This is a genomic window from Streptomyces sp. NPDC006610 (assembly GCF_040611575.1).
In the GTDB taxonomy this organism is placed as follows: Bacteria; Actinomycetota; Actinomycetes; order Streptomycetales; family Streptomycetaceae; genus Streptomyces.
In genome coordinates this window covers 12,034-34,847 of sequence record NZ_JBEXOP010000044.1, presented here as the reverse complement: position 1 = coordinate 34,847, position 22,814 = coordinate 12,034, and the positions used below count along the sequence as shown (strand labels likewise).

The following is a 22,814-nucleotide window of genomic DNA, read 5'->3' as shown; positions in this document are numbered from 1 at the left end:
GCCTACTTGACCGACCCCGCCATCACCCCCTGCACGAAGTGCCGCTGGAAGGCGAAGAAGACCACCACCGGCACCACCAGGGACAGGAACGCGCCCGGGGCGAGGACGTCGATGTTGCTGCCGAACTGGCGGATCTGGGACTGGAGTTCCACGGTCAGCGGCTGGGAGGCGCTGTCGGCGAAGAGGAGGGCCACCAGCATGTCGTTCCACACCCACAGGAACTGGAAGATGGCGAGCGAGGCGATCGCCGGCCGGCCCACGGGCAGGACGAGGCTGACGAAGACGCGCCATTCGCTGCCGCCGTCCATGCGAGCGGCCTCCAGCATCTCCTTGGGCATCTCGGCGAAGTAGTTCCGCAGCAGGAACACCGCGAACGGCAGCCCGTACGCGACGTGGAAGAGGACCACGCCCGGAATCGTGCCGAACAGGCCGAGCTGGCCGAAGAGTTTGGCGACGGGGAGCAGGCCGATCTGGACGGGGACGACCAGCAGGGCCACGACCACGAGGAAGACGGCGTCGCGGCCGGGGAAGTCCAGCCAGGCGAAGGCGTATCCGGCGAGCGCGGCGATGACGACGACCAGGACCGTGGTGGGCACCGAGATCAGGACGGTGTTCCAGAACGCCTGGGTCATGCCGGAGTTCTCCAGCAGGGCCGAGTAGTTGTCGAAGGACAGCTGGCCGGGGCTGGTGAACACGGTCCACCAGCCGCCCTTCGCGGTGTCCTCGGCGGACCGCAGCGACGACAGGAACAGACCGGCCAGCGGTGTCACCCACACCAGGGCGACGACCACGAGGAATGCCTGCACGACCCCGCTGCCCAGGTGGCGCCGGACGGCGTTCATCGCTGACTCCTTTTGAAGCGGCGGACGTTGAACACCATCGCGGGGACGACGAGCAGGAGCAGCAGCACGCCGAGGGCGCTGCCGAGGCCCTGGTTGTTGCCGCCGCCGAACGACACCAGCCACATCTGCGTCGCCAGCACGGTCGCGTCCTCCTGCACGGGTCCGGGCGCGATGATGTAGACGAGGTCGAAGACCTTCATCACGTTGATCACCAGGGTCACGAAGACCACGGTCAGCACGGGCGCCAGCAGCGGGACGGTGATCCGCCGGAAGATCTGCCACTCGTTGGCTCCGTCCATGCGCGCCGCCTCCAGCGCGTCCCGGGGCAGCGTGGACAGCCCGGCGCCGATGAGGACCATGGCGAACCCGGTCCAGATCCACAGGTACGCCCCGATGATCGCGGGCGTGACCAGCGCCGGCCCGAGCCAGGAGACGCCCTCGTAGGGCGGCGCGAAGTTCGCGGCGGGGAGCTTCACGGTGTACGGGCCCGGGTCGAGGCCGGGGAAGCGGAAGGAGCCGTCGGCGGCGGTGGTCGTGGAGGCGACCTTCTTGCCGTCGCGCAGCGCCTCGACCGTCATCTCGGGCAGCCCGCTCTCCTTCGGGTCGACCCTGCCCTGCTCCCCTCCCCCGCCGGGGGTGAAGTCGAGGTAGACGACGCCGCTCAGTTCGTCGGGTCCCGTCTGGCGCCCGGCCGCGGGGAGGGCAGGCCGGGCGCCGTCGGGCAGGTCGGCGGGGAGGACGCCGACCATGCCGAGCGTCAGCGCGTCCCCGGGGGCCGCGCTCGCGCTCGTCCGGTAGGAGCCGTCCGGCTCCTTGGTGAGGCCGTGGCCGTCGCGGGCCCGGGCCGTCGGATAGGTGGAGGTGCCCTCGAAGGCGTCGTGCACGGCGACGACGGCCGCGTTCAGCACGCCCTTGTCGGGGTCCTCGTCGTAGGCGAGGCGGAAGATGATGCCGGCGGCGAGGAAGGACACCGCCATGGGCATGAACAGCAGCAGCTTGAAGGCGGTGGCCCAGCGGACCTTCTCCACCAGCACGGCGAGGATCAGGCCGAGGCCGGTGAGCAGGGTCGGCGCGACGACGACCCAGATCGCGGTGTTGCGGATGGCCTTCACGGTGGCCGGGTCGCGGAACATCTCGGTGTAGTTCTCGCCGCCCACGAACTCGGTGCCGGAGGCGTCGAAGAAGCTGCGGCCGACGGAGTACAGCACCGGGTAGACGACGAGCGCGCCGAGCAGGAGCAGTGCGGGCAGTACGAAGAGCGCGGCGACGATCCGCCCGCGCCGCCGCGGGCGCCGGACGGGACCGGCGCCGGCGGCGGACGGGGGGCTCGCCTCTTTGACGAGCGTGGCGGTCACGGCCGTCAGCCCTTGTAGGCCTTGGCCGCGGCGGCCTCGAGCTTGGCGGCGGTGCCCTCGGGGTCGGACGGGTCGCGCAGGAAGTCCTGGAGCAGCTTCCATTCGCCGGCGCCCTTGGTGCCGCCGAACGCGGCCGGGGCCTGGTCGGACATGTCGAAGCGGACCGAGTCGCCGGCGTTGACGAGCGACTCGGCGGTGGCGCGGGTGACGTCGTCGCCGTAGGCGGCGAGGTCGAGCTTCTTGTTCGGGGACAGGAAGCCGCCGGCCTCCGCCCACACGGCCGCGGCCTCCGGCGTGGCCAGGTACTCCACGAGCGCCTGGCCGGCCTTGCGGTTCTTGCCGTCCTTGAGCACCACGGCCGCGTCGCCGCCGCTGACCACGGGCGCCTCGCCGTCGCCGACGGGCGGGAAGGGGAAGAAGTCGGCGTCCTTGCCGATGGTCCGGCCGAACTGGTCCTTGGCGACGCCGGCGACGAAGTCGCCCTCGTAGACCATGCCGGCCTCGGGCTCGGGTCCGAAGACCTTCTCCACGGAGCCGGGGAAGTCGGTGTTCAGGGCCTCCTGCTGCCCGCCCGAGATCAGCTGCTTGTCCTTGAACAGCTTGCCGAGGGTGGTGAGCGCCTCGACCACGCTGTCGTCGGTCCACTTCAGCTCGTGCGCGGCGAGGGCGTCGTACTTCTCGGGGCCGGCCTGGGACAGGTAGATGTTCTCGAACCAGTCGGTGAGGGTCCAGCCGTCCTGACCGGCGACCGAGAAGGCGGCGAGCCCGGAGTCGGAGATGGTCTGCCCGGCCTCCAGCATCTCGTCGTACGTCTTCGGCGGCTCGACGCCGGCCTGCGCGAGGGCGTCGGGGCTGTACCAGACGGTGGACTTGTGGGCGGCCTTGAAGTAGAGGCCGTACAGGGTGCCGTCGACGCTGCCGTAGTCCTTCCAGACGCCGGCGAAGTTGGCGGCCACGGACTGCTGGGCCGTCTTCGACAGCGGCTCCAGCCAGCCGCTCTTGGCGAACTGCTGGAGGACGCCGACCTGCGGGACCATCACGACGTCGGGGGCGTTGCCGCCCTCGATCTTGCTGCCGACGACGGTGGAGACGTTGTCGCCGGTGGAGACGAACTGCGTCTTGGCGCCGGTCTTCTCGGTGAAGGCGTCCAGCACCTTCTGGAAGTTCTTCTGCTCGGTGCCGGACCACACGCCGGCGACGGTGACCGTCTGGCCGCTGAACGCCTGGTCGCCGCCGCCGGCGGAGACGGGCTCGCTGTCGCCGCAGGCGGTCGCGCCGAGCGCGAGGACGAGGGCGGTGCAGCCGGCGAGCAGGGTGGTACGTCGTCGCATCATCGTCGATGTCCCTTCGGAGGTGGGGCGGTTCGGGTCTGGTGGGGCCGGGCGGCTCACAGGTCGGTGATCCACCAGGCGGCCGTGGAGCCGGGGAGCACGCCGGGCGGGCAGGGGGCGCTGGCGAGCAGCGGGGTGCCGGGGACCGGGGCGGGGGTGGGGGCGGTGCCGAAGTTGACGGCGCAGACCAGGCCGTCGCCGCGGGTGAAGGCGAGCACGCCGGGCGGGGTGTCCATCCAGCGCAGCGTTCCGTCGCCCAACTGCGGGAGCTGGGCACGCAGTTGCAGGCCGTCGCGGTAGAGGTGCCAGAAGGAGCGGGTGTCGGCGAGGGCGCGTTCGGTGACGTACTCGGCGAAGTACGAGGGCTGCGGCAGCCACGGCTTGGCGCTGTCGGTTCCGGAGGTGAAGCCGAACGGGGAGGCCTGTCCCGACCAGGGCAGCGGGACCCGGCAGCCGTCGCGGATGCGGGCGCGGCTGCCGGTGCGGCGGTAGATCGGGTCGGTGAGGACGTCGTCGGGCAGGTCGACGACCTCGGGCAGGCCCAGTTCCTCGCCCTGGTAGATGTACGCCGAGCCGGGCAGCGCCAGCATCAGCAGGGCGGCGGCGCGGGCACGGGCGGCGCCGAGGCCGCTGCCGTGCGGGGCGGGTTCGCCGTAGCGGGTGACGGTGCGGACCTGGTCGTGGTTGTTGAGCACCCAGGTGACCGTGGAGCCGGTGCCCGCGATGTCCTGCATGGCCTCGGAGATGACCTTGCGGAAGGCGTCGGGGTCCCAGGGGGCGCCGAGCAGGTCGAAGAAGAAGGCCTGGTGGAGTTCGTCGGGGCGGACGTAGTGGGCGTGTTCGCGGGCGGTGGGCACGGACACCTCGCCGACGAGGAGGCGTTCGCGGCCGTCGCGCGCCGTGTACTCCTCGCACACCGCCCGCCAGTGCCGCCACACGTCGTGCACCTCGGGCCGGTTCCAGGCGAGCGGGTTGACCGAGTCGCGGGTGCGGGCGTCGGCCTCCGGGTCGGGCGAGTCGGGCAGCTGAGGGTGCTTGAAGAGGCCGGCGGCGACGTCGATGCGGAAGCCGTCGACGCCCCGGTCGAGCCAGAACCGCAGGACGCGGTCGAACTCGGCGGCGACCTGCGGCTCGCGCCAGTTCCAGTCGGGCTGTTCGGGCGTGAACATGTGCAGGTACCACTGGCCGGGGCGGCCGTCCGGCTCGGTGATCCGGGTCCAGGCGGGGCCGCCGAACATGGCGTGCCAGTTGTTGGGCGGCTCGTCGCCGCCGGGGCCGCGTCCGTCGGCGAAGTGGAAGCGGGCACGGGCCGGGCTGCCGGGCGGCGAGGCCAGCGCCTCGCGGAACCAGGGATGCTCGCTGGAGCAGTGGTTGGGGACGATGTCGAGCAGCACCTTCACGCCGAGCCGCCGGGCGGCGGTGACCAGCCGGTCGAACTCGTCGAGGTCGCCGAAGAGCGGGTCCACGTCGCAGTAGTCGGCCACGTCGTAGCCGTGGTCGTGCTGCGGGGACGGATAGAAGGGGCTCAGCCAGATGCCGTCCACCCCGAGCTTCTTGAGGTACGGCAGCCCGGCCCGGACGCCGGCGAGATCGCCGACCCCGTCCCCGGTGCTGTCCAGGAAGCTGCGGACGTACACCTGGTAGATCACCGCGTCCCGCCACCAGTGGTGCTGCTTGCTCGACATGCATGCATGTTAGGTAGCGACGCTGGGAGGGTGTCAACGAAGTGAACAGAACATCCCGGCCAGTTGACCGAATAAAGCGGGCATTATCCGGACACGCCGAGGGCAGTTGGAATATCGCCGTTACCTAACGAGTAACTATCCGCTGCTGTCAGCGGGAGACGGCCGCCAGCTCACGCGCCAGCCGGCGCACCGCGTCCTCGGGCGTCTGGCGCCCGTTCATCGCGTCGTGCACGACCGCCTGCACGGCCAGGCTCACCTGGTCGTAGCGCGGGCTCTTGGGCCGCGGCGCGGCGGCGAGCACGCTCGCCCGCAGGGTCGGCAGGTAGGGGAACGACCGGATCAGCGCCGGGTCCTCGTACAGCTCGGCGCGCACCGGCGGCAGCGCGCCGCGCGTGAGGACCTGCCGCTGGACCCGTTCCCCGGTGAGGTACGCGATCAGCCGCGCGGCCGAGTCGGGGTGCCGGGCATGGGTGCTGACGGCCAGGTTGGAGCCGCCGAGGACACTCGTCCCCGGCCCGTCCGGACCGGGCAGCGGCACGGCGCCGACCTTCCCGGCGACCCGGGAGCCCTCGGCGGACGCGGCGACGTACGCGTAGGGCCAGTTGCGCAGGAAGAGGAGCCGGCCGTCCTGGAAGGCCTGCTTGGACTCCTCCTCCTTGTACGTCAGCGCCTCCTCGGGGATCCATCCCTCGCGCACGCCCCGGGCGAGGAAGCCGACGCCCTCGCGGGCCGCCGCGGAGTCCACGGTGACCCGCGCGCCCTCGTCGCCGAGGATCGTCCCGCCCGCGGAGTACACGGCCTCCGCCACGTTGACGGTGAGGCCCTCGTAGGGCAGGAACTGGCCCGCGTAACCGTCGAGTCCGTGCCGCGGCGCGAGGGTGCGCGCGTACCGCTCGAGCTCGGCCCAGGTGCGCGGCGGCGGAACGCCCTCCGCTTCGAGGACGTCCTTGCGGTAGAGCAGCAGCCCGGCGTTGGTGACGTACGGGACGGCGTACAGCCGGCCGTCGTAGGTCGCGGTGTCCACGACCGGCGGCAGGAACGTCCGCAGCGGGAAGCGGTCGGGCGGCAGCGGGCGGATCCAGCCGGCTGCGGCGAACTCCGAGGTCCAGTTGACGTCGATGTTGAGCACGTCGAACCGGCTGCGGTCGCCGGAGCGCAGGTCGGTCGCCATCTGCGCGCGGGTCTCGTCGGCGGAGTCGGGCAGCTCGACCAGGGTGACCCGCTCGCCCGGGTGGGTGCGGTTCCAGCCCTCCAGCAGGGGGCCGAGATAACCGGTGAGGTCCCCGGCGGTGGCCAGGGTGAGCGGGCCGCGCCCGCCGTCCGCCGCGTCCTGGGCCCGCGCCCCGGAGGCGGCGTAGCCGGTCAGGACCACGAGGAGGACGAGGAGGCCCCTACCGGCGGCACGCATCCACCGCATAGGTTCCTCCCTGTACCACCGGCGCCGGGCCCCGTCGCCCGGCGTCAGAGGCATGTATACCTGTTAGGCAATGGGCGATACTAGGGCCTTGGCACACCTCACGCGGCGGACAGGAGGACTGCACGAGTGCGCCTCCCCCTCCTGGCACTCCTCGCACGCGGCCCGGCCCACGGCTACGAACTGAAGCAGGACCTTGAGCAACTGCTGGGCTCCGCGTACCCTCAGCCGAACGTCGGCCAGATCTACGTCACCCTCGGCCGCCTCGAGAAGTCCGGACTGATCGAGGGCGAGGACGTCGAGCAGTCGAGCCGGCCCAACAAGAAGGTCTACCACCTCACCGACGCCGGGCGGGAGGAACTGCGCGCCTGGTACGCGGAGCCCTCGGACGAGCCCCGGGTGCGGGACGAGTTCTTCATGAAGCTGGCGCTCGCCCCGCAGACCGGTCTCGCCGACCAGATCGCCCTGATCAACAAGCAGCGGCGCCAGTACCTCAACACCATGCGCAGTCTCTCCAAGCTCGCCGCCGCCGAGGACCGCGACAACCGCATCGCGCATCTTCTGATCGAGGGCGCGATGCTGCATCTGCAGGCCGACCTCGACTGGCTGGAGCGGTGCCAGGAAGAGCTGGAGGAGCTGGAGTGAGCGAGGGTTCCGCTCCCGCGCCGCGCGCCGGGACGCCCGTGGTCCGCGCCGGAGCGCCCGAGGCGCGCGCCGGGACGCCGGCGGCGCATGCCGAGGCGCCCGTGCTGCGCGCCGAAGGGCTGGCCAAGACGCACCACGGGGAGGGCGCCCCGGCGCACGCCGTGCGCGGCGTCGACCTGAGCGTGCGCCGCGGCGAGTTCGTGGCGATCACCGGCCCGTCCGGCGCCGGCAAGTCGACGCTGCTGCATCTGCTCGGCGGCCTGCAGCGGCCGGACGCCGGCAGCATCTGGCTGGACGGCGAGTGCACCGACTCCTACGGCGAGGCCCGCTGGGCGGTGGAGCGCAGGAAGCGCATCGGCATCGTCTTCCAGTTCTTCAACCTGGTGTCGAACCTGTCCGTCGCCGACAACGTCGAACTGCCCGCGCTGCTCGCGGGCGCCTCCCCGAAGCGGGCACGCGCCGAGCGGGAACGGCTGCTGGCCGAGCTGGGCCTCGCGGGCAAGGGGCGCAGCATGCCGGGCGAGCTGTCCGGCGGCGAGCAGCAGCGGGTGGCGCTGGCCCGGGCGCTGGTCAACCATCCGCCGCTGCTGCTCGCCGACGAACCCGCGGGCAGCCTGGACAGCCGGGGCACCCGCGAGGTGATGCGGCTGCTGTCCCGTTTCCACCAGCGCGGGCAGACCATCCTGCTCGTCACGCACGACGCCCGGCTGGCCAGTGCGGCGGACCGGGTGATCAGCTTCTTCGACGGGCGGATCGTGGACGACGCCGAGCTGGACGCCGCCCCGCCGCCGCGCCGCCGCGGCATATCCGGGGTGCTGGAGCTCAAGGACTGAGATGCGCGAGAAGGACTGACATGCGCGAGTACGACGTCCGCGGCCGGGAGGGCTGACCGTGCGAGCCACCCTGCGCTGGGCGCACTCCGATCTGCGCGCGCACCGCGGCGAGGCGCTGTTCCTGGTGCTCGCCACCGCGGGCATCGTCGCCTCCCTGCTGCTGGCCGCCGCGCTCTTCGGCTATGCCACCAACCCCTGGCAGCGGGTCTTCAGCCAGTCCCGCGGCGCCCATGTCTGGCTGCACACCGACGCCGCCGCCGACACCGGGAAGCTGGCCTCGCTGGACGGCGTGGAGTCCGTCGCCGGGCCCTACCCGACCGCCTCCGCCACCGTCGCCGCCCGGGGCACCCGCGCCTCCGTGCAGCTGCGGGGCACCGCCGACCGGCCGGACGCCGTCCGCCCGCCGCTCGTGGCCGGCGACTGGCTCGACCCGGCCCGGCCCGACGGGGTGGTCCTGGAGAGCCGTCTCGCCCGCGCCCTGCTCGCCGAGCCCGGCGACACCCTCGCGCTGACCGCCGAGGGCCGCCGGCTGACCGTGCTGGGCATCGCCGACAGCGCCGAGCCGGGGTACCGGCCGGGCGAGCGGCCGGGTCTGGTGTGGGCGCCGCCGGCCGCCGTGGGCGACCCGGACGGGCAGGTGGTCGGACTGCGGCTGACGGATCCGCAGGACACGGACTACGCCGTCCAGCGGGCGGTGACCGTGCTGGGCGCCGGGGCGATCGGCGAGGTCTCCACCTGGCGGCAGGCGCGGGCCGAGGCGCAGGGCGACGACCGGCTGCTCGGCCAGGTGCTCGGGCTGTTCGGGCTCGGGGCGCTGGTCGCCGCCGGGTTCGCCGTGCACGGGGCGATCGGCACCCGTATCCGCGGTCATCTGCGGGACATCTCCGTGCTGAAGGCGATCGGCTTCACGCCGGCCCAGGTCGTCCGGGTCTTCCTGCTCCAGCACCTGGCCTACGCGCTGCTGGGCGCGGTGGCCGCGGCGGCGCTGACCGAGGCGCTGGGGAGCCGGGTGCCGGGGCGGCTCGGGGACGCGGTCGGGGTGTGGCAGGGCCTGCCGGGACACACCCTGGCGCTGTCCGGGGTGCCGGTGGCCGCGGTGCTGTTCATCGGCGCGACGACGGGGCTGGCGGCGTGGCGGGCGGGGCGGGTGCCGCCGGTGCCGGTGCCGCGGCCGGCGGCGCCGCTGGGCGGGCGGCTGTCCGGGGTGGCCCGGCGGGCGCTCGGGGTGCGGGTGCCGCCCGCGCTGGTGCTGGGCCTGCACCGGGCCTTCGCCCGGCGTCCGCGATCCCTGGCGGCGGTGGCCCGGCTGGGGCTGCCGCTGCTGCTGATCGTGGTGGCGATGAGCGCGTGGACCACGCTGGACCGGGTGCACCACAGCCCCGAGCGGATCGGCCTGCCGGCCGCGCTCACCGTCCGCGCCGACGCCGGCCTCGGCGACCGGGACGCCCGCGCCCTGCTGGCCCGCGACCCGGGGGTCGCCGCCGCCTACCCGGGCGTGGAGGTGGCGGCGCTGGTGCCGGGCCAGACGGCGACCATCGCCCTGCGGGGCCTCGGCACCCACCGTGAGCCCTACCCTTACGCCCTCGCCGAGGGCCGCCCGGCCCACGGCCCGGACGAGGCGGTGGCCGGGCAGGGCCTGCTGGACCTCCTGGACGTGCGGGTGGGCGACTGGGTGCGGATGACCGTCGGCGACCAGCCGCAGATCCTGCACATCGTCGGCCGCAGCATCGAGCCGGAGAACGCCGGCCGGGTCATCTCGACCTCGCTGGACACCCTGCGCGCCAACGACCCGGGCCTGCGCCCGACCCTGTACCAGCTGCGCCTGAAGCCGGACGCCTCCCCCGAGGAGGTCACCGCCCGCCTGACCGGTGCGGGCGAGGGCCGGCTGGACGTGCACGCCGTGACCAACCCGGCGGACGGCCTGTCCCCGCTGCGCGGGGTGGTGCTGGGGCTGATCGCCGTGCTGGCCCTGATCGGGCTGATCGAGTTGCTCACCGCGATCAGCGGCACGGTCCGCGAGGGCGAACGGGACCTGCTGGCGCTGAAGGCCATCGGTCTGTCACCGCGCCAGATCACCGCGATCACGGTCACGGCCACCGCCTGCACGACCCTGACCGCCGTCGCCCTCGCCACGGCCCTGGGCCTGCCGCTCGCCCGCTGGCTGATCGACGCCCAGGGCAGATCGAGCGGCATCGGCGCGGGCATCGCCCAACTCCCCTCCCCCGCGCTCCTGTTGGCCCTGGCGGCGGCGGCCGTGGCGGGAGCGGCGGCCCTGGCGGCGGTCCCGGCGACCCGGGCGGCCCAGCGCCGCCTGGCGGACACCCTCAGCGCGGTGGCCTGACGGGGAGACGACGTGCGCCCCGGCGGCGTGGAGCACGCCGCCGGGGCGGAAGGTCAGCCGCGTCCCCGAAGCTCCCGGTACTTCGCCACCAGCGCCTTGGTGGAGGCGTCCAGGCCCGGGACGTCCGTGCCCTCCGTCAGGGCGGGCTCGACGCGCTTGGCGAGGACCTTGCCCAGCTCCACGCCCCACTGGTCGAAGGAGTCGATGTTCCACACCGCGCCCTGCACGAACACCTTGTGCTCGTACAGCGCGACCAGCTGGCCGAGCACCGACGGCGTCAGCTCGCGCGCCAGGATCGTCGTCGTCGGGTGGTCGCCCTTGAACGTCTTGTGCGCGACCAGTTCCTCCGGGACCCCCTCGGCCCGCACCTCGTCCGGCGTCTTGCCGAAGGCCAGCGCCTGCGTCTGGGCGAAGAAGTTGGCCATCAGCAGGTCGTGCTGGGCCTTCAGCTCCTCGCTCAGCTCGGCGACCGGCTCGGCGAAGCCGATGAAGTCGGCCGGGATCAGCTTGGTGCCCTGGTGGATCAACTGGTAATAGGCGTGCTGCCCGTTGGTGCCGGGCGTGCCCCACACCACGGGCCCGGTCTCCCACTCGACCTCGCGCCCGTCCCGGTCCACGTACTTGCCGTTGGACTCCATGTCGAGCTGCTGGAGGTACGCCGTGAACCTGGACAGGTAGTGGCTGTACGGCAGTACGGCGTGCGACTGGGCGTCGTGGAAGTTGCCGTACCAGATGCCCAGCAGGCCCAGCAGCAGCGGCACGTTGGACTCGGCGGGCGCGGTGCGGAAGTGCTCGTCGACCAGGTGGAAGCCGTCGAGCATCTCGCGGAACCGGTCGGGGCCGATGGCGATCATCAGGGACAGGCCGATGGCGGAGTCGTACGAGTAGCGCCCGCCGACCCAGTCCCAGAACTCGAACATGTTCTCGACGTCGATGCCGAACTCGGCGACCTTCTCCGCGTTCGTCGACAGGGCGACGAAGTGCTTGGCCACCGCCGCGTCGTCGCCCAGCGCGTCCAGCAGCCACTTGCGCGCCGACGTGGCGTTGGTGACCGTCTCGATGGTGGTGAAGGTCTTGGACGCGATGATGAACAGCGTTTCCGCCGGCTCCAGGTCCCGCACCGCCTCGTGCAGGTCGGCGCCGTCGACGTTGGAGACGAAACGAAGCGTCAAGTCCCGTGCGCTGTAGGGCCGCAGCACCTCGTACGCCATCGCCGGGCCCAGGTCGGAGCCGCCGATGCCGACGTTGACGACGTTGCGGATCGGCCTGCCGGTGTGGCCGGTCCACTCGCCGGAGCGCACCCGCTCCGCGAAGCCGGCCATCTTGTCGAGGACCGCGTGCACCTTCGGCACGACGTTCTCGCCGTCGACCTCGATCACCGCGTCGCGCGGGGCGCGCAGTGCGGTGTGCAGGACGGCGCGGTCCTCGGTGGTGTTGATCTTCTCGCCGCGGAACATGGCGTCCCGCAGGCCGAACACGTCGGTCGCGGCGGCCAGCTCGCGCAGCAGCCGCAGCGTCTCGTCGGTGACCAGGTGCTTGGAGTAGTCGACGTACAGGTCCCCGACCTGCACGGTGTAGCCGCTGCCGCGCCCGGGATCGGCGTCGAACAGCTCCCGAAGCCGCACCTCGCCCAGCTCCTCACGGTGCTTGGCCAGCGCGGACCACTCGGGCATCTGGTTGAGCCTGATACGGCCGTCTGCGTTCATCTGGGACTCCAGCCTTCTTCCTGCCTGTGCACCCTGGTGCGTAGCTGCCCCGCTGCCGGACCCAACCTAATGGATCAAAGTGAAGCCGGCCCGCTGCGGTCCAGGTGCCAGACAGGTCCGGCCGGGCGCCCACGGGCGTCCGGCCGGATGTCGACTGTCAGATCTCGCCCCGCAGTTTGGCGAGCGCCTCGGCGAGGATCGCCTCGCCGTCCGCGTCGCTGCGCCGCTCCCGGACGTACGCCAGGTGCGTCTTGTAGGGCTCGGTGCGCGGCGGGGCCGGTGGGTTGTCCTGGTCCTGGCCGGCCGGGAAGCCGCAGCGCGGGCAGTCCCAGGTGTCGGGAACCTGCGCGTCGCTGGCGAAGCTCGGCTGGGTCTCGTGTCCGTTGGAGCACCAGAAGGAGATGCGCAGACGCGGCGCGGACTCGCCGCGCTCGGCCTCGCCCATCGGCCCCGCCCCGACCCGGCTTCCTCGGATCGCGTTGCCACTTGCCACGGTCGTAACTCCCTGCGTGATGGTGCCGCAAAGCGACTCGGCGTTTCGCTTCGCTGCGAGCGCCTCAGTCTACGTAAGGCCCAACGCGCGTCCAGTGATTGGAGTGACAAGCCCCCCATCAAGACGCAAGCCCCATGATAGGCCGCGCTCAGCTGCGCGTACCCATCATGGGGCCTTACGTGCGGAAGTGCGTGGTGCGGTGCGGCTGCGATCCGATCAGCTGTCGATCTTCATCAGGATGCCCAGCACGACAATGCACGCGAACCACAGCAGACCGACCACCACGGTGATGCGGTCGAGGTTGCGCTCGGCGACGGAGGAGCCGCCGACGGACGTCTGCATACCGCCACCGAACATGTCGGAGAGGCCGCCGCCCTTTCCCTTGTGCATCAGCACCAGCAGCATCAGCAGCAGGCTGAAGACGATCAGGGCGATCGAGAACCCCAAAACCACGGCTGGACCAACTTCCTCGGATACGGATGGACGACGGGGGCACGACGGCCTGAAGCCACCGCGCCCCCGCAAGGGTACGACGTATCGTCGTCAGCGCATACTCACTGGTCGCGGAAGCGCACGATCCTGACGAACTCGTCCGCGTCCAGCGAGGCGCCGCCCACCAGGGCGCCGTCGATGTCGGCCTGCGCCATGATCTCTGCGACGTTGCCGGCCTTGACGGAGCCGCCGTACTGGACGCGGACCTTGTCGGCCACGTCCTGGGAGTACAGCTCGGCGACCTTCGCGCGGATCGCGGCGCAGACCTCCTGGGCGTCCTCGGCGCCGCAGACCTTGCCGGTGCCGATGGCCCAGACGGGCTCGTAGGCGATCACGATGCTCTCGGCCTGCTCGGCCGGCAGGCCCTTGAGGCCGCCCTCGACCTGGGCGAGCGTGTGGGAGACGTGGTTGCCCGCCTCGCGGACCTCCAGCTCCTCGCCGACGCACATGATCGGGGTCAGTCCGTGCTTGTAGGCGGCCTTGACCTTGGCGTTCACCAGCTCGTCGGTCTCGCCGTGGTACTGGCGGCGCTCGGAGTGGCCGATCGCCACGAACGTGCACTTCAGCTTGGCCAGCATGGCGCCGGAGATCTCGCCGGTGTAGGCGCCGGAGTCGTGCGCGGAGATGTCCTGGGCGCCGTACTTGATCTTCAGCTTGTCGCCGTCGACCAGGGTCTGCACGGAGCGCAGGTCGGTGAAGGGCGGCAGGACGGCGACCTCGACGGCCTCGTAGTCCTTGTCGGCCAGGGCGAAGGCGAGCTTCTGGACGTGGGCGATGGCCTCGAGGTGGTTGAGGTTCATCTTCCAGTTGCCCGCCATCAGCGGCGTGCGAGTGGTCATGCGGGGTCAGTCCTCCAGTGCGGCGAGGCCGGGGAGCGTCTTGCCCTCGAGGTATTCGAGGGAGGCGCCGCCACCGGTCGAGATGTGGCCGAATGCGTTCTCGTCGAAGCCCAGGGTGCGCACGGCGGCGGCGGAGTCGCCGCCGCCGACCACGGTGAAGCCCGGGGCGTCGATGAGGGCCTGGGCGACCGCCTTGGTGCCCTCGGCGTAGTCGGGGTGCTCGAAGACGCCCATGGGGCCGTTCCAGAAGACGGTGGCGGCGTCGGCGAGCTTCGAGGCGTACAGCTTGCGGGTCTCGGGACCGATGTCCAGGCCCAGCTTGTCGGCGGGCATGGCGTCCGCGGCGACGGTGGCCGGGTTGCCGGGGGCCTTGGTCTTCAGGTCCGGGAAGGCGGCGTCGACCACGACGTCGACCGGCAGCACCAGCTCGACGCCGTTCTTCTCGGCGCGCTCCATGTACTCCTTGACGGCCGGGAGCTGGTCCTCCTGGAGGAGGGAGACGCCGACCTCGTGGCCCTTGGCCTTGAGGAAGGTGAACACCATGCCGCCGCCGATCAGCAGCCGGTCGGCCTTGCCGAGGAGCTGGTCGATCACGGCGAGCTTGTCGGAGACCTTGGAGCCGCCGAGCACGACGACGTACGGGCGCCGCACGTCGTCGGTGAGCTTCTTCAGGACGCCGACCTCGGTGGCGATGAGGAAGCCGGCGTAGTGCGGCAGCCGGGCCGGCAGGTCGTAGACGGAGGCGTGCTTGCGGTGCACGGCGCCGAAGCCGTCGCCCACGTACACGTCCGCGAGGGCGGCCAGCTGCTCGGCGAAGGCGGCGCGCTCGGCGTCGTCCTTGGCCGTCTCGCCCGCGTTGAAGCGCAGGTTCTCCACGACCGCGACGCCGCCGTCGGCGAGGCCGGCGACCGTGGACGTGGCGGAGTCGCCGACGGTGTCCGTCGCGAACGCCACGTCGGCGCCGAGGAGTTCGCCGAGCCGAGCGGCGGCCGGGGCGAGCGAGAAGGCGGGGTCCGGGGCGCCCTTGGGGCGGCCCAGGTGAGAGGCGACGACCACGCGGGCGCCCGCCTCGGCGAGGGCCTTGACGGTGGGCACCACGGCGCGGATGCGTCCGTCGTCGGTGATGACGGAGCCGTCCAGCGGCACGTTGAGGTCGGCGCGGACGAAGACCCGCCGGCCGGCGACGCCTTCGGCGAGCAGTTCGTCGATGGTCTTCATGAGGGGACTCCTGTGTGGCTCGTGATCGCTCGTGATCGGAAGTGATGGATCCGTTGCGGGCCGATCCGTACGCGAGTCAGGGCTCGGACGGCGCGCGCCGCGCCGCCCGAGCCCTGCTCTCACACCGAAGTGCCCGCTTCAGCCGATCAGAGCTGGTTGCCGACGAATTCCGTCAGGTCGACAAGGCGGTTGGAGTAGCCCCACTCGTTGTCGTACCAGCCGATGACCTTCACGTTCTTGCCCTCCTGGACCATGGTCAGGGAGGAGTCGAAGGTGCAGGACGCCGGGGCGTTGACGATGTCGGAGGAGACGATCGGGTCCTCGGTGTACTCGAGGATGCCCTTCAGCTCGCCCTCGGCGGCCTTCTGGAAGGCGGCGTTGACCTCTTCCTTGGTGACCTCGCGGCCGAGTTCCAGGACCAGGTCGGTGACCGAGCCGGTGGGGACCGGGACGCGCATCGCGATGCCGTCGAGCTTGCCCTTGAGCTGCGGCAGGACCAGCGCGGTCGCCTTGGCGGCGCCCGTGGTGGTCGGGATGATGTTCTCGGCGGCGGCGCGGGCGCGGCGCAGGTCCTTGTGCGGGAAGTCCAGGATGCGCTGGTCGTTGGTGTACGCGTGCACCGTGGTCATCAGGCCCCGGACGATGCCGAAGTTCTCGTCCAGGATCTTCGCCATCGGCGCCACGCAGTTGGTGGTGCAGGAGGCGTTGGAGATGACGTGGTGGTTCGCCGGGTCGTACTTGTCCTGGTTGACGCCCATCACGATGGTGATGTCCTCGTCGGAGGCCGGAGCCGAGATGAGGACCTTCTTGGCGCCGCCGGCCAGGTGCTTCTCGGCGTCCGCCTTCTTCGTGAAGATGCCGGTCGACTCGATGACGATGTCGACGCCCAGCTCGCCCCACGGGATGTCGGCGGGGTTGCGCTCGGAGAGGACCTTGATGGTGTGGCCGTCGACGGTGATCGTGTCGGCGGTGTGCGACACCTCGGCCTTGAGGCGGCCCAGGATGGTGTCGTACTTGAGCAGGTGCGCGGTGGTCGCGGTGTCACCCAGGTCGTTGACAGCCACGATCTCGATGTCTGCACCCTGCTCCAGCAGCGCGCGGAAGTAGTTACGACCGATGCGGCCAAAGCCGTTGATGCCTACGCGGATCGTCACGAACCGATCTCCTCGTTGGTACGCCGGTTGTGAGACCGGCGAGCTGTATGGGATGTCCCCGACCGCCTACGACCCTACCTCCCTGAGGGCCCCGGGGTGACATCGAGACGCCCATACAAGGCGGGGTGGCCCGTACCCGCGAGTAGGGGTACGGGCCACCCGCCCGGATCAGCTCTCAAGTGCCGTGAGAGCCCTTCGGATGAGCGCTTCACGGCTCGTCTCGGAGGCCACGTGCTCCAGGCCGAAGCCCAGCAGCACGGTGTCGTCCGTGGCGACCGCCCCGTAGGTCCGGAACAGCTCGCCGGCCAGGCCCCAGTCCTTGATGACCGCGGGGCTGCCCGCGGGCGGACCGGGCGTGCTCCACGCGCCGAGAGACGTCTCGAAACCGTCGGCCGGGCCCGCCGCGCCGCCGATGACGACGGTGGCGTTGTCGGCCAGGACGCCGTGGCCGCCGGAGCCGGGGTCGGTGATGTAGCTCAGCGCGACCTCGACCGTCTTCCCGGCGTACGCCGACAGGTCGAACTCGACCTGCTGCCAGCCGTCCGAGGCCCCGGTGAAGCTGTTCCACGCCCCGCTCGTGCCGGTCGGCGTGCAGCCGGCGTCGCCCGGGGTGAGGTAGCGCTTCAGCGCGGGGTGCGCCTGGATGAAGTAGCCGGCCTCGCACTCGGCCGGTACGGCGGTGCCGGTCGCGCCGCCCGCCTCCGGGAGCGTGGTCCAGTCGTCCGCGCCCGCGGTGTGCGCCTCCAGTACGGCGTGGTCGTAGCCCTCCTCGGTGTCCCACAGCAGCCGGGTGCGCAGGGTGGGCCGGTCGGCCGCGCTCACGCCGGTGAGGTCGATGGTGCGGGTCAGCCGGTTCCAGGCGTAGTCGGAGTGCGTGACCGCCGCCATGGATTCGCCCTCGTAGGGGCCGTACGGGTTCACCGTGCCCGGGTACCGGCCCGCGCCCGCGCTCTCGAACTGCGGGAACGTCTCCACCGGCAGGGTGTCGGAGGTGACGCCGAAGGACCCGGCCGTGTTCAGCGGGTTGCCGGGCGCGTCGCCGAGCGGCGCGACGACGCCGTCCAGCGCCCCGACGCCGTCGAAGCCGGTGACGCCCGGGAGGGACGTGCGGCTGTGGGCGCCCAGGTAGTACTGGCTGAAGTCGTTCGACAGGGTGCCGTCGCCGAGGTCGACCGAGCCGCCGGCCGTCTCGCCCGCCTCGATCAGCTTGCCGCCCTCGTTCAGGTAGGCGCGCAGCTCCATCTGAGTGGCGTTGCCGGGGCGCACGGCGCCCGTGTAGTGGACGACCGTGCCGAAGTGCTTCAGGACGCCGAGCGCGTCGGGCGCGCCCTTCTCGGCGACGTCCCACACCAGCGCCCGGTGACCGTTCGCGCGCAGCGCGTCGACGTAGGTCTGCGCGTGGGTCGCGCTCTGGCCCTCCTCGGCGACGACGAGCACGTCGGCGCGCCGCCGCTCGGCCACCGTGTAGGTGAAGCTCTCGCTGCGGGTGGGCCTGCCCTCGCGGGTCTCGCCGCTGAACCACACCTCGACCTCGTCGCCGGGCGAGCCGTCGAGGACCTTGGCACGGTACTCGTCGAAGTACAGGTTGTCCTCGCCGCCGAAGGTCTCGCCGCCGCGCCAGGGCCGCAGGGCCACGTCGTGGACGCGCCCGCCGTTGACGCGGTACTTCAGCTCCTTGTCGCGCACCGACTTGCGCACGACGACGGAGACCTCCTGGTCGGCGCCGCGCGAGTAGGAGGTGGTGAAGGGCGCCGGGGTGAAGTCGGGGGCCTCCACGCCGACCGAGGACTTGGGCCGGTCGGGCCGGGCCGCCGACTCGGCGACGGACAGCGCGAACGGGACGTTCTTCTCGAACTCGTCCTGGATCAGCTTCTCGTCGTCCGGGAAGTTGAAGCCGGAGGCGCAGTCCGCGGCGTTCCAGGGGTCGTCCGGGTAGAGGTTGGAGATCGTCTGGCAGGTCGACATCTCGGGCGTGAACATCGCCGTGCCGTTGACGTTGGCCGCGTGGCCGTCCGCCTCGCCGTTGGTGGTGTACAGCTCGGAGGAGAGCTGCGGGAGGTAGCCGGGGATGGCGGAGTTGCCGGGGGTGCCGGCGAGGGACTTGTAGAGCACGTCGTCCGGGGTGTGCGTCGCGACCTGCCAGCCGACGCCGTACAGCAGCAGCTCGGCGGCGGAGTGGTAGTTGATGCCGAGTTCGAAGCCGATGCGCTTCTGGAGGGCGTCCAGGGCCTTGGTCTCGGGCTCGGAGTTCGGGCCGGGGCCGCGGTAGGTCTGGTTGGTGGGATACGGGGAGGAGCCCTCGTCGTCGTAGCCCCACTTGTAGGCGAAGTTGCGGTTGAGGTCGACGCCGTCCCCGATGGTGTACGCGCCGTCGCCGTTGTTGTCGCGCATGTTCTTGCGCCACAGCCGGTCGCCGTCGGCGGCGTGCGTGAAGTCGTAGCCGTCGGGGTTGGCGGAGATGACGAACCACAGCTCGGTGGTGTCCACGATCCGCTTGATGCGCCGGTCGGTCCGGTAGTTGTCCAGGTAGTGGTGCATCAGCCGGCGGGTCATCTCCGGCGTGATCCACTCGCGCGCGTGCTGGTTGGACAGGTACAGCACCGAGGGCCTGGCGCCGTCCTTGGTCTTCCTGGCGTTCTTGGTGAGCTTGACGGCCAGGATGTCCTGCCCCCGGACGGTCTTGCCGATGGAGACGACCTTGGTGAGGGACGGATGCTCCTGCCCCGTCCGCAGGATCTCCTCCTTGAGGTTGCCGGGCCCGCTGTACGGCCGGAAGACCCCGTCCGCCGCGGCCTCGACGCGGGCCTCGGCGCGCGCGGAGAGGGTGTGCTCGGCGAGCTCGACGCCCTGCTCGCGCAGTTGCTCGGCCTGCTTGTCGGTGAGGAAGGCCTCGACGGTGGCGGTGCCCTTCTCGGGGACGCGCTCGCTGAGTTCGTGGCCGTCCTGTCCGGCGGCGAGCAGCAGGGGCACCTGCCGCTTCGTCACCTCGGCGCGGAAGACCTTGACTTCCTCGGCCTCGGCCTCGGCCGGGTTCGAGGGCTGTGCCTGGGCGATGGGTGCGGTGCCCGCTCCTGCGAGGAGGAGCGCGCCGACAGCGAGGATCAATCCCGCTCTGTGTCTCATGTACCCCCCTGGTACTGGTTCGCCACAGCGGCGAATAGGTGCCAGGCTCATGACACTTCTTGATCGAGTCAAGAGTGCGACGGGAACGGGGGACGCCGGGGCCGATCGCCCAAGGGGGCGTCGGCTCCGGCGGTTTGACGGGGTGTCGGGATTCGCCGACGAGGTCGGCCGGCGGCCGACGGCGAGGCGGGTCGCCCGGTGAGGCCGGCCGGTCGGGCCGGCGGTTCGGCCGGTCGGCGGTCGGACGGCGAGTTCGGCAGCGGTCGGCCCGTGAGGGCCGGAGTCAGCCCGCGAGGTTGTCGGCGAGTTCCTCGCTGAGGTTGGCCTCGGTGCCGGGGATGCCGAGGTCGGCGGCGCGCTTGTCGGCCATGGCCAGCAGTCTGCGGATGCGGCCGGCGACGGCGTCCTTGGTCAGCGGCGGGTCGGCGAGGGCGCCCAGCTCCTCCAGGGAGGCCTGCTTGTGCTCCATGCGCAGCCGGCCGGCGGCGGCGAGGTGCTCGGGCACGTCGTCGCCGAGGATCTCCAGCGCGCGGGCGACGCGGGCGCCGGCGGCGACGGCCGCACGGGCGGAGCGGCGCAGGTTGGCGTCGTCGAAGTTGGCGAGCCGGTTGGCGGTGGCGCGGACCTCGCGGCGCATCCGGCGCTCCTCCCAGGCCAGCACCGACTCGTGGGCGCCGAGCCGGGTGAGCAGCGCGCCGATCGCGTCGCCGTCGCGGACGACCACCCGGTCCACGCCGCGCACCTCGCGGGCCTTCGCCGCGATGGACAGCCGACGGGCGGCGCCGACGAGGGCGAGGGCGGCCTCGGGGCCGGGGCAGGTCACCTCCAGGGAGGAGGAGCGGCCGGGCTCGGTGAGCGAGCCGTGGGCCAGGAAGGCGCCGCGCCAGGCCGCCTCGGCGTCGCAGGTGGCCCCGGAGACCACCTGCGGGGGCAGACCCCGGATGGGGCGTCCGCGACCGTCCACGAGGCCGGTCTGCCGGGCCAGCTGGTCGCCGCCCGCTACCACCCGGACGACGTAGCGCGAGCTGCGGCGCAGCCCGCCGGGCGCCATCACGATCAGTTCCGAGCTGTGGCCGAAGATCTCCAGGATGTCCCGCTTGAGGCGGCGGGCCGCCATCGCGGTGTCCAGCTCCGCCTCGATCACGATGCGCCCGCTGACCAGGTGGAGGCCGCCGGCGAACCGCAGAATGGCGGAGACCTCCGCCTTCCTGCAGCAGGTCCGGGTGACGGGGAGCCGGGAGATCTCGTCCTTCACCGCTGCCGTCATCGCCATGGGCCGATCCTTCCATGCATCCGAAAAATACGGTCGTACGCGGCGGCCAAGAGCTCCGGGTCGTGCCGCGGGGTTCCGTCGGTACGGGCCACCGGGGCCAGCTCGACCGCGGCCCCCAGACGCCGGGCGGCGTCGGTCAGCGAGTCGCGGTCGGGCACGGCCGCCTCGTCGGCCAGCACCACGTCCAGGGCGAGTTTAGGGGCGTGTCGTCCCAAAACCTCCACATGACGCTGCGGGGAGAAGCCCTCGGTTTCTCCCGGCTGCGGGGCGAGGTTCAGGGAGAGGACCCGGCGGGCCTTGGTCTCGGTGAGGGCGTCCAGCAGCTCGGGCACGAGCAGATGCGGGATCACCGAGGAGAACCAGGAGCCGGGGCCGAGCACCACCCAGTCGGCGTCCAGGACGGCCTCGACGGCCTCGGGGACGGCGGGAGGGGCGCCCGGCACCAGGTGCACGGACTGCACCTCGCCCGGGGTGAGGGCGACGTTGGCCTGGCCGCGGACGGTGTCGACGGCGTCGGGCCGCTCGGGGTCGTGCCCCCTGACCAGGGCCTGGAGTTCCAGCGGCACGGCCGACATGGGCAGCACCCTGCCCTGCGCGCCGAGCAGCCTGCCGACCAGGTCGAGGGCCTGGACATGGTCGCCGAGCTGTTCCCACAGGGCGACGATCAGCAGGTTGCCGACCGCGTGGCCGTGCATCTCGCCGCCGGACTGGAAGCGGTGCTGGATGACGCGGGCCCAGGTCTGGCCCCAGTCGTCGTCCCCGCACAGCGCGGCCAGGGCCTTGCGCAGGTCGCCGGGCGGCAGCACCCCCAGCTCGTCGCGGAGCCGGCCGCTGGAGCCGCCGTCGTCGGCGACGGTGACGACGGCGGTGAGGTCGCCGGTGATCCGGCGCAGCGCGGCGAGCGAGGCGGACAGGCCCATGCCGCCGCCGAGGGCGACGACCTTGGGCTGGGCGCCCCGGCGGCGCGCCCGGCCCCCGCGGGGCTCGGCGGGCCGGCCGCCGCGCCCCTCGGGGACGGCCCGGCGCAGCCTGCTGAGCCGCAACGTACGTTTGGTCATTCGCGTCCCATGTCCCGGTGCACGACCACCGTCTCCACGCCCTCGGCCGCGAGGCGCGCGGCGAGCTTCTCCGACATCGCGACCGAGCGGTGCTTGCCGCCGGTGCAGCCGACGGCGACGGTCACGTACCGCTTGCCCTCACGGCGGTAGCCGGCGGCGATGAGCTGGAGCAGCTCGGAGTAGCGGTCGAGGAACTCCTTGGCGCCGGGCTGGTTGAAGACGTACCCGGACACCTCCTCGTTGAGGCCGGTGAAGGGGCGCAGCTCCGGGACCCAGTGCGGGTTGGGCAGGAAGCGGCAGTCTACGACGAGGTCGGCGTCGACCGGGAGGCCGTACTTGTAGCCGAACGACATCACGGTGGCCCGCAGCTCGGGCTCCTCCTCGCCGGCGAACTGGGCGTTCATCTTGGCGCGCAGTTCGTGCACGTTGAGGCTGGAGGTGTCGATCACCAGGTCGGCGTCGCCGCGCAGCTCGCGCAGCAGCTCGCGCTCGGCGGCGATGCCGTCCACGATGCGGCCGTCGCCCTGGAGGGGGTGGGGGCGGCGCACCGACTCGAAACGGCGGACCAGGGCATCGTCGGAGGACTCCAGGAAAACGATCCTCCGGGTGACGTTCCTGGCCTCCAGGTCGGCGAGGGACTCGCGCAGGTTGTCGAAGAACCGGCGGCCCCGCACGTCGACCACGACGGCGATCCGCGCGACGTTGCCCTGCGAGCGGGCGCCCAGCTCCACCATGGTGGGGATCAGGGCGGGCGGCAGGTTGTCCACGACGAACCAGCCGAGGTCCTCCAGGCACTTGGCGGCCGTGGACCGCCCGGCCCCGGACATCCCCGAGATGATCACCAGCTCGGGGATCGCGGCCTCGGGCACCCCGCCGGCCTCACCAGCCGTACTCATCTGCTCTCCGTCCACCTGTCCCGCGTCCTGCACTCCGTCACCGGGCAGCCCGGCGTCATGCCCGCCCGCGTCCTGCGCGGTCGCGCCGTGGGCGCTCGCACCCTGCTCGGCCGGCC

The 22,814-nt window shown here is 72.0% G+C and carries 18 protein-coding genes; 3 read left to right on the top strand and 15 right to left on the bottom strand.

Annotated features, from left to right (window positions below):
* Positions 1-2: 2 nt before the first annotated feature.
* The 5 genes from ABZY13_RS28150 to ABZY13_RS28130 all read right to left on the bottom strand — a co-directional run bounded on the left by ABZY13_RS28150 (position 3) and on the right by ABZY13_RS28130 (position 6,630).
* The gene (locus ABZY13_RS28150; protein ID WP_356635579.1) at positions 3-842 is read right to left on the bottom strand and encodes a carbohydrate ABC transporter permease; all 840 of its coding nucleotides are present in this window, start codon (positions 840-842) and stop codon (positions 3-5) included.
* Positions 839-2,197, bottom strand: a complete 1,359-nt coding sequence (locus tag ABZY13_RS28145; RefSeq protein WP_356635577.1) for an ABC transporter permease subunit — start codon at positions 2,195-2,197, stop codon at positions 839-841. The genes ABZY13_RS28150 and ABZY13_RS28145 overlap by 4 nt, the downstream gene beginning before the upstream one ends.
* 5 nt (positions 2,198-2,202) lie before the next feature.
* Positions 2,203-3,531, bottom strand: a complete 1,329-nt coding sequence (locus tag ABZY13_RS28140; RefSeq protein WP_356635575.1) for an ABC transporter substrate-binding protein — start codon at positions 3,529-3,531, stop codon at positions 2,203-2,205.
* Between the two features lie 53 nt (positions 3,532-3,584).
* Positions 3,585-5,213 carry a glycoside hydrolase family 13 protein gene (locus ABZY13_RS28135; protein ID WP_356635573.1) on the bottom strand — a complete coding sequence of 543 codons (1,629 nt, stop codon included), beginning with the start codon at positions 5,211-5,213 and terminating at the stop codon, positions 3,585-3,587.
* A 148-nt stretch (positions 5,214-5,361) separates the two neighbouring features.
* Entirely contained in the window at positions 5,362-6,630 is a 1,269-nt protein-coding gene (locus ABZY13_RS28130; protein WP_356635571.1) for an ABC transporter substrate-binding protein, read from the bottom strand.
* 126 nt (positions 6,631-6,756) lie between these two features.
* Here ABZY13_RS28130 and ABZY13_RS28125 point away from each other — a divergent pair, with 126 nt between their 5' ends.
* The 3 genes from ABZY13_RS28125 (at position 6,757) to ABZY13_RS28115 (ending at position 10,446) form a co-directional block, all read left to right on the top strand.
* Complete coding sequence (locus ABZY13_RS28125) at positions 6,757-7,272, top strand: PadR family transcriptional regulator (protein WP_356635569.1); 516 nt, start codon at positions 6,757-6,759, stop codon at positions 7,270-7,272.
* A gap of 101 nt (positions 7,273-7,373) precedes the next feature.
* A complete protein-coding gene (locus tag ABZY13_RS28120; RefSeq protein WP_356635633.1) occupies positions 7,374-8,105 on the top strand; it encodes an ABC transporter ATP-binding protein in 732 nt (243 codons plus the stop codon).
* 58 nt (positions 8,106-8,163) lie between these two features.
* On the top strand, positions 8,164-10,446 hold the full coding sequence (locus tag ABZY13_RS28115) for an FtsX-like permease family protein (RefSeq protein WP_356635567.1): 2,283 nt from the start codon (positions 8,164-8,166) through the stop codon (positions 10,444-10,446).
* Between the two features lie 53 nt (positions 10,447-10,499).
* Here the strand turns inward: ABZY13_RS28115 and pgi are convergent, their stop codons facing one another.
* The 10 genes from pgi to rapZ form a co-directional block, all read right to left on the bottom strand.
* Positions 10,500-12,152, bottom strand: a complete 1,653-nt coding sequence (gene pgi / locus ABZY13_RS28110; protein WP_356635565.1) for a glucose-6-phosphate isomerase — start codon at positions 12,150-12,152, stop codon at positions 10,500-10,502.
* Between the two features lie 157 nt (positions 12,153-12,309).
* Positions 12,310-12,645, bottom strand: coding sequence for an RNA polymerase-binding protein RbpA (locus ABZY13_RS28105; protein ID WP_073952427.1), 336 nt, complete (start codon positions 12,643-12,645; stop codon positions 12,310-12,312).
* Between the two features lie 216 nt (positions 12,646-12,861).
* Complete coding sequence (secG, locus tag ABZY13_RS28100; RefSeq protein ID WP_356635562.1) at positions 12,862-13,098, bottom strand: preprotein translocase subunit SecG; 237 nt, start codon at positions 13,096-13,098, stop codon at positions 12,862-12,864.
* Positions 13,099-13,199: 101 nt separating this feature from the next.
* Entirely contained in the window at positions 13,200-13,976 is a 777-nt protein-coding gene (tpiA, locus tag ABZY13_RS28095; RefSeq protein WP_356635560.1) for a triose-phosphate isomerase, read from the bottom strand.
* 6 nt (positions 13,977-13,982) lie between these two features.
* Positions 13,983-15,194, bottom strand: a complete 1,212-nt coding sequence (locus tag ABZY13_RS28090; protein WP_356635558.1) for a phosphoglycerate kinase — start codon at positions 15,192-15,194, stop codon at positions 13,983-13,985.
* 146 nt (positions 15,195-15,340) lie between these two features.
* Entirely contained in the window at positions 15,341-16,348 is a 1,008-nt protein-coding gene (gene gap / locus ABZY13_RS28085) for a type I glyceraldehyde-3-phosphate dehydrogenase (protein WP_356635556.1), read from the bottom strand.
* Between the two features lie 168 nt (positions 16,349-16,516).
* Positions 16,517-19,471, bottom strand: a complete 2,955-nt coding sequence (locus tag ABZY13_RS28080; RefSeq protein WP_356635554.1) for a M14 family zinc carboxypeptidase — start codon at positions 19,469-19,471, stop codon at positions 16,517-16,519.
* 283 nt (positions 19,472-19,754) lie between these two features.
* Positions 19,755-20,744: a DNA-binding protein WhiA gene (gene whiA, locus ABZY13_RS28075; protein ID WP_356635552.1), complete on the bottom strand. Its 990-nt coding sequence runs from the start codon at positions 20,742-20,744 to the stop codon at positions 19,755-19,757.
* Positions 20,735-21,802 (bottom strand): uridine diphosphate-N-acetylglucosamine-binding protein YvcK, encoded by a 1,068-nt coding sequence (gene yvcK, locus ABZY13_RS28070; RefSeq protein WP_356635550.1) that lies wholly within the window; start codon positions 21,800-21,802, stop codon positions 20,735-20,737. Before yvcK ends, whiA begins: the two co-directional genes overlap by 10 nt.
* Positions 21,799-22,698 (bottom strand): RNase adapter RapZ, encoded by a 900-nt coding sequence (rapZ, locus tag ABZY13_RS28065; RefSeq protein ID WP_356635631.1) that lies wholly within the window; start codon positions 22,696-22,698, stop codon positions 21,799-21,801. Before rapZ ends, yvcK begins: the two co-directional genes overlap by 4 nt.
* Positions 22,699-22,814 lie beyond the last annotated feature (116 nt).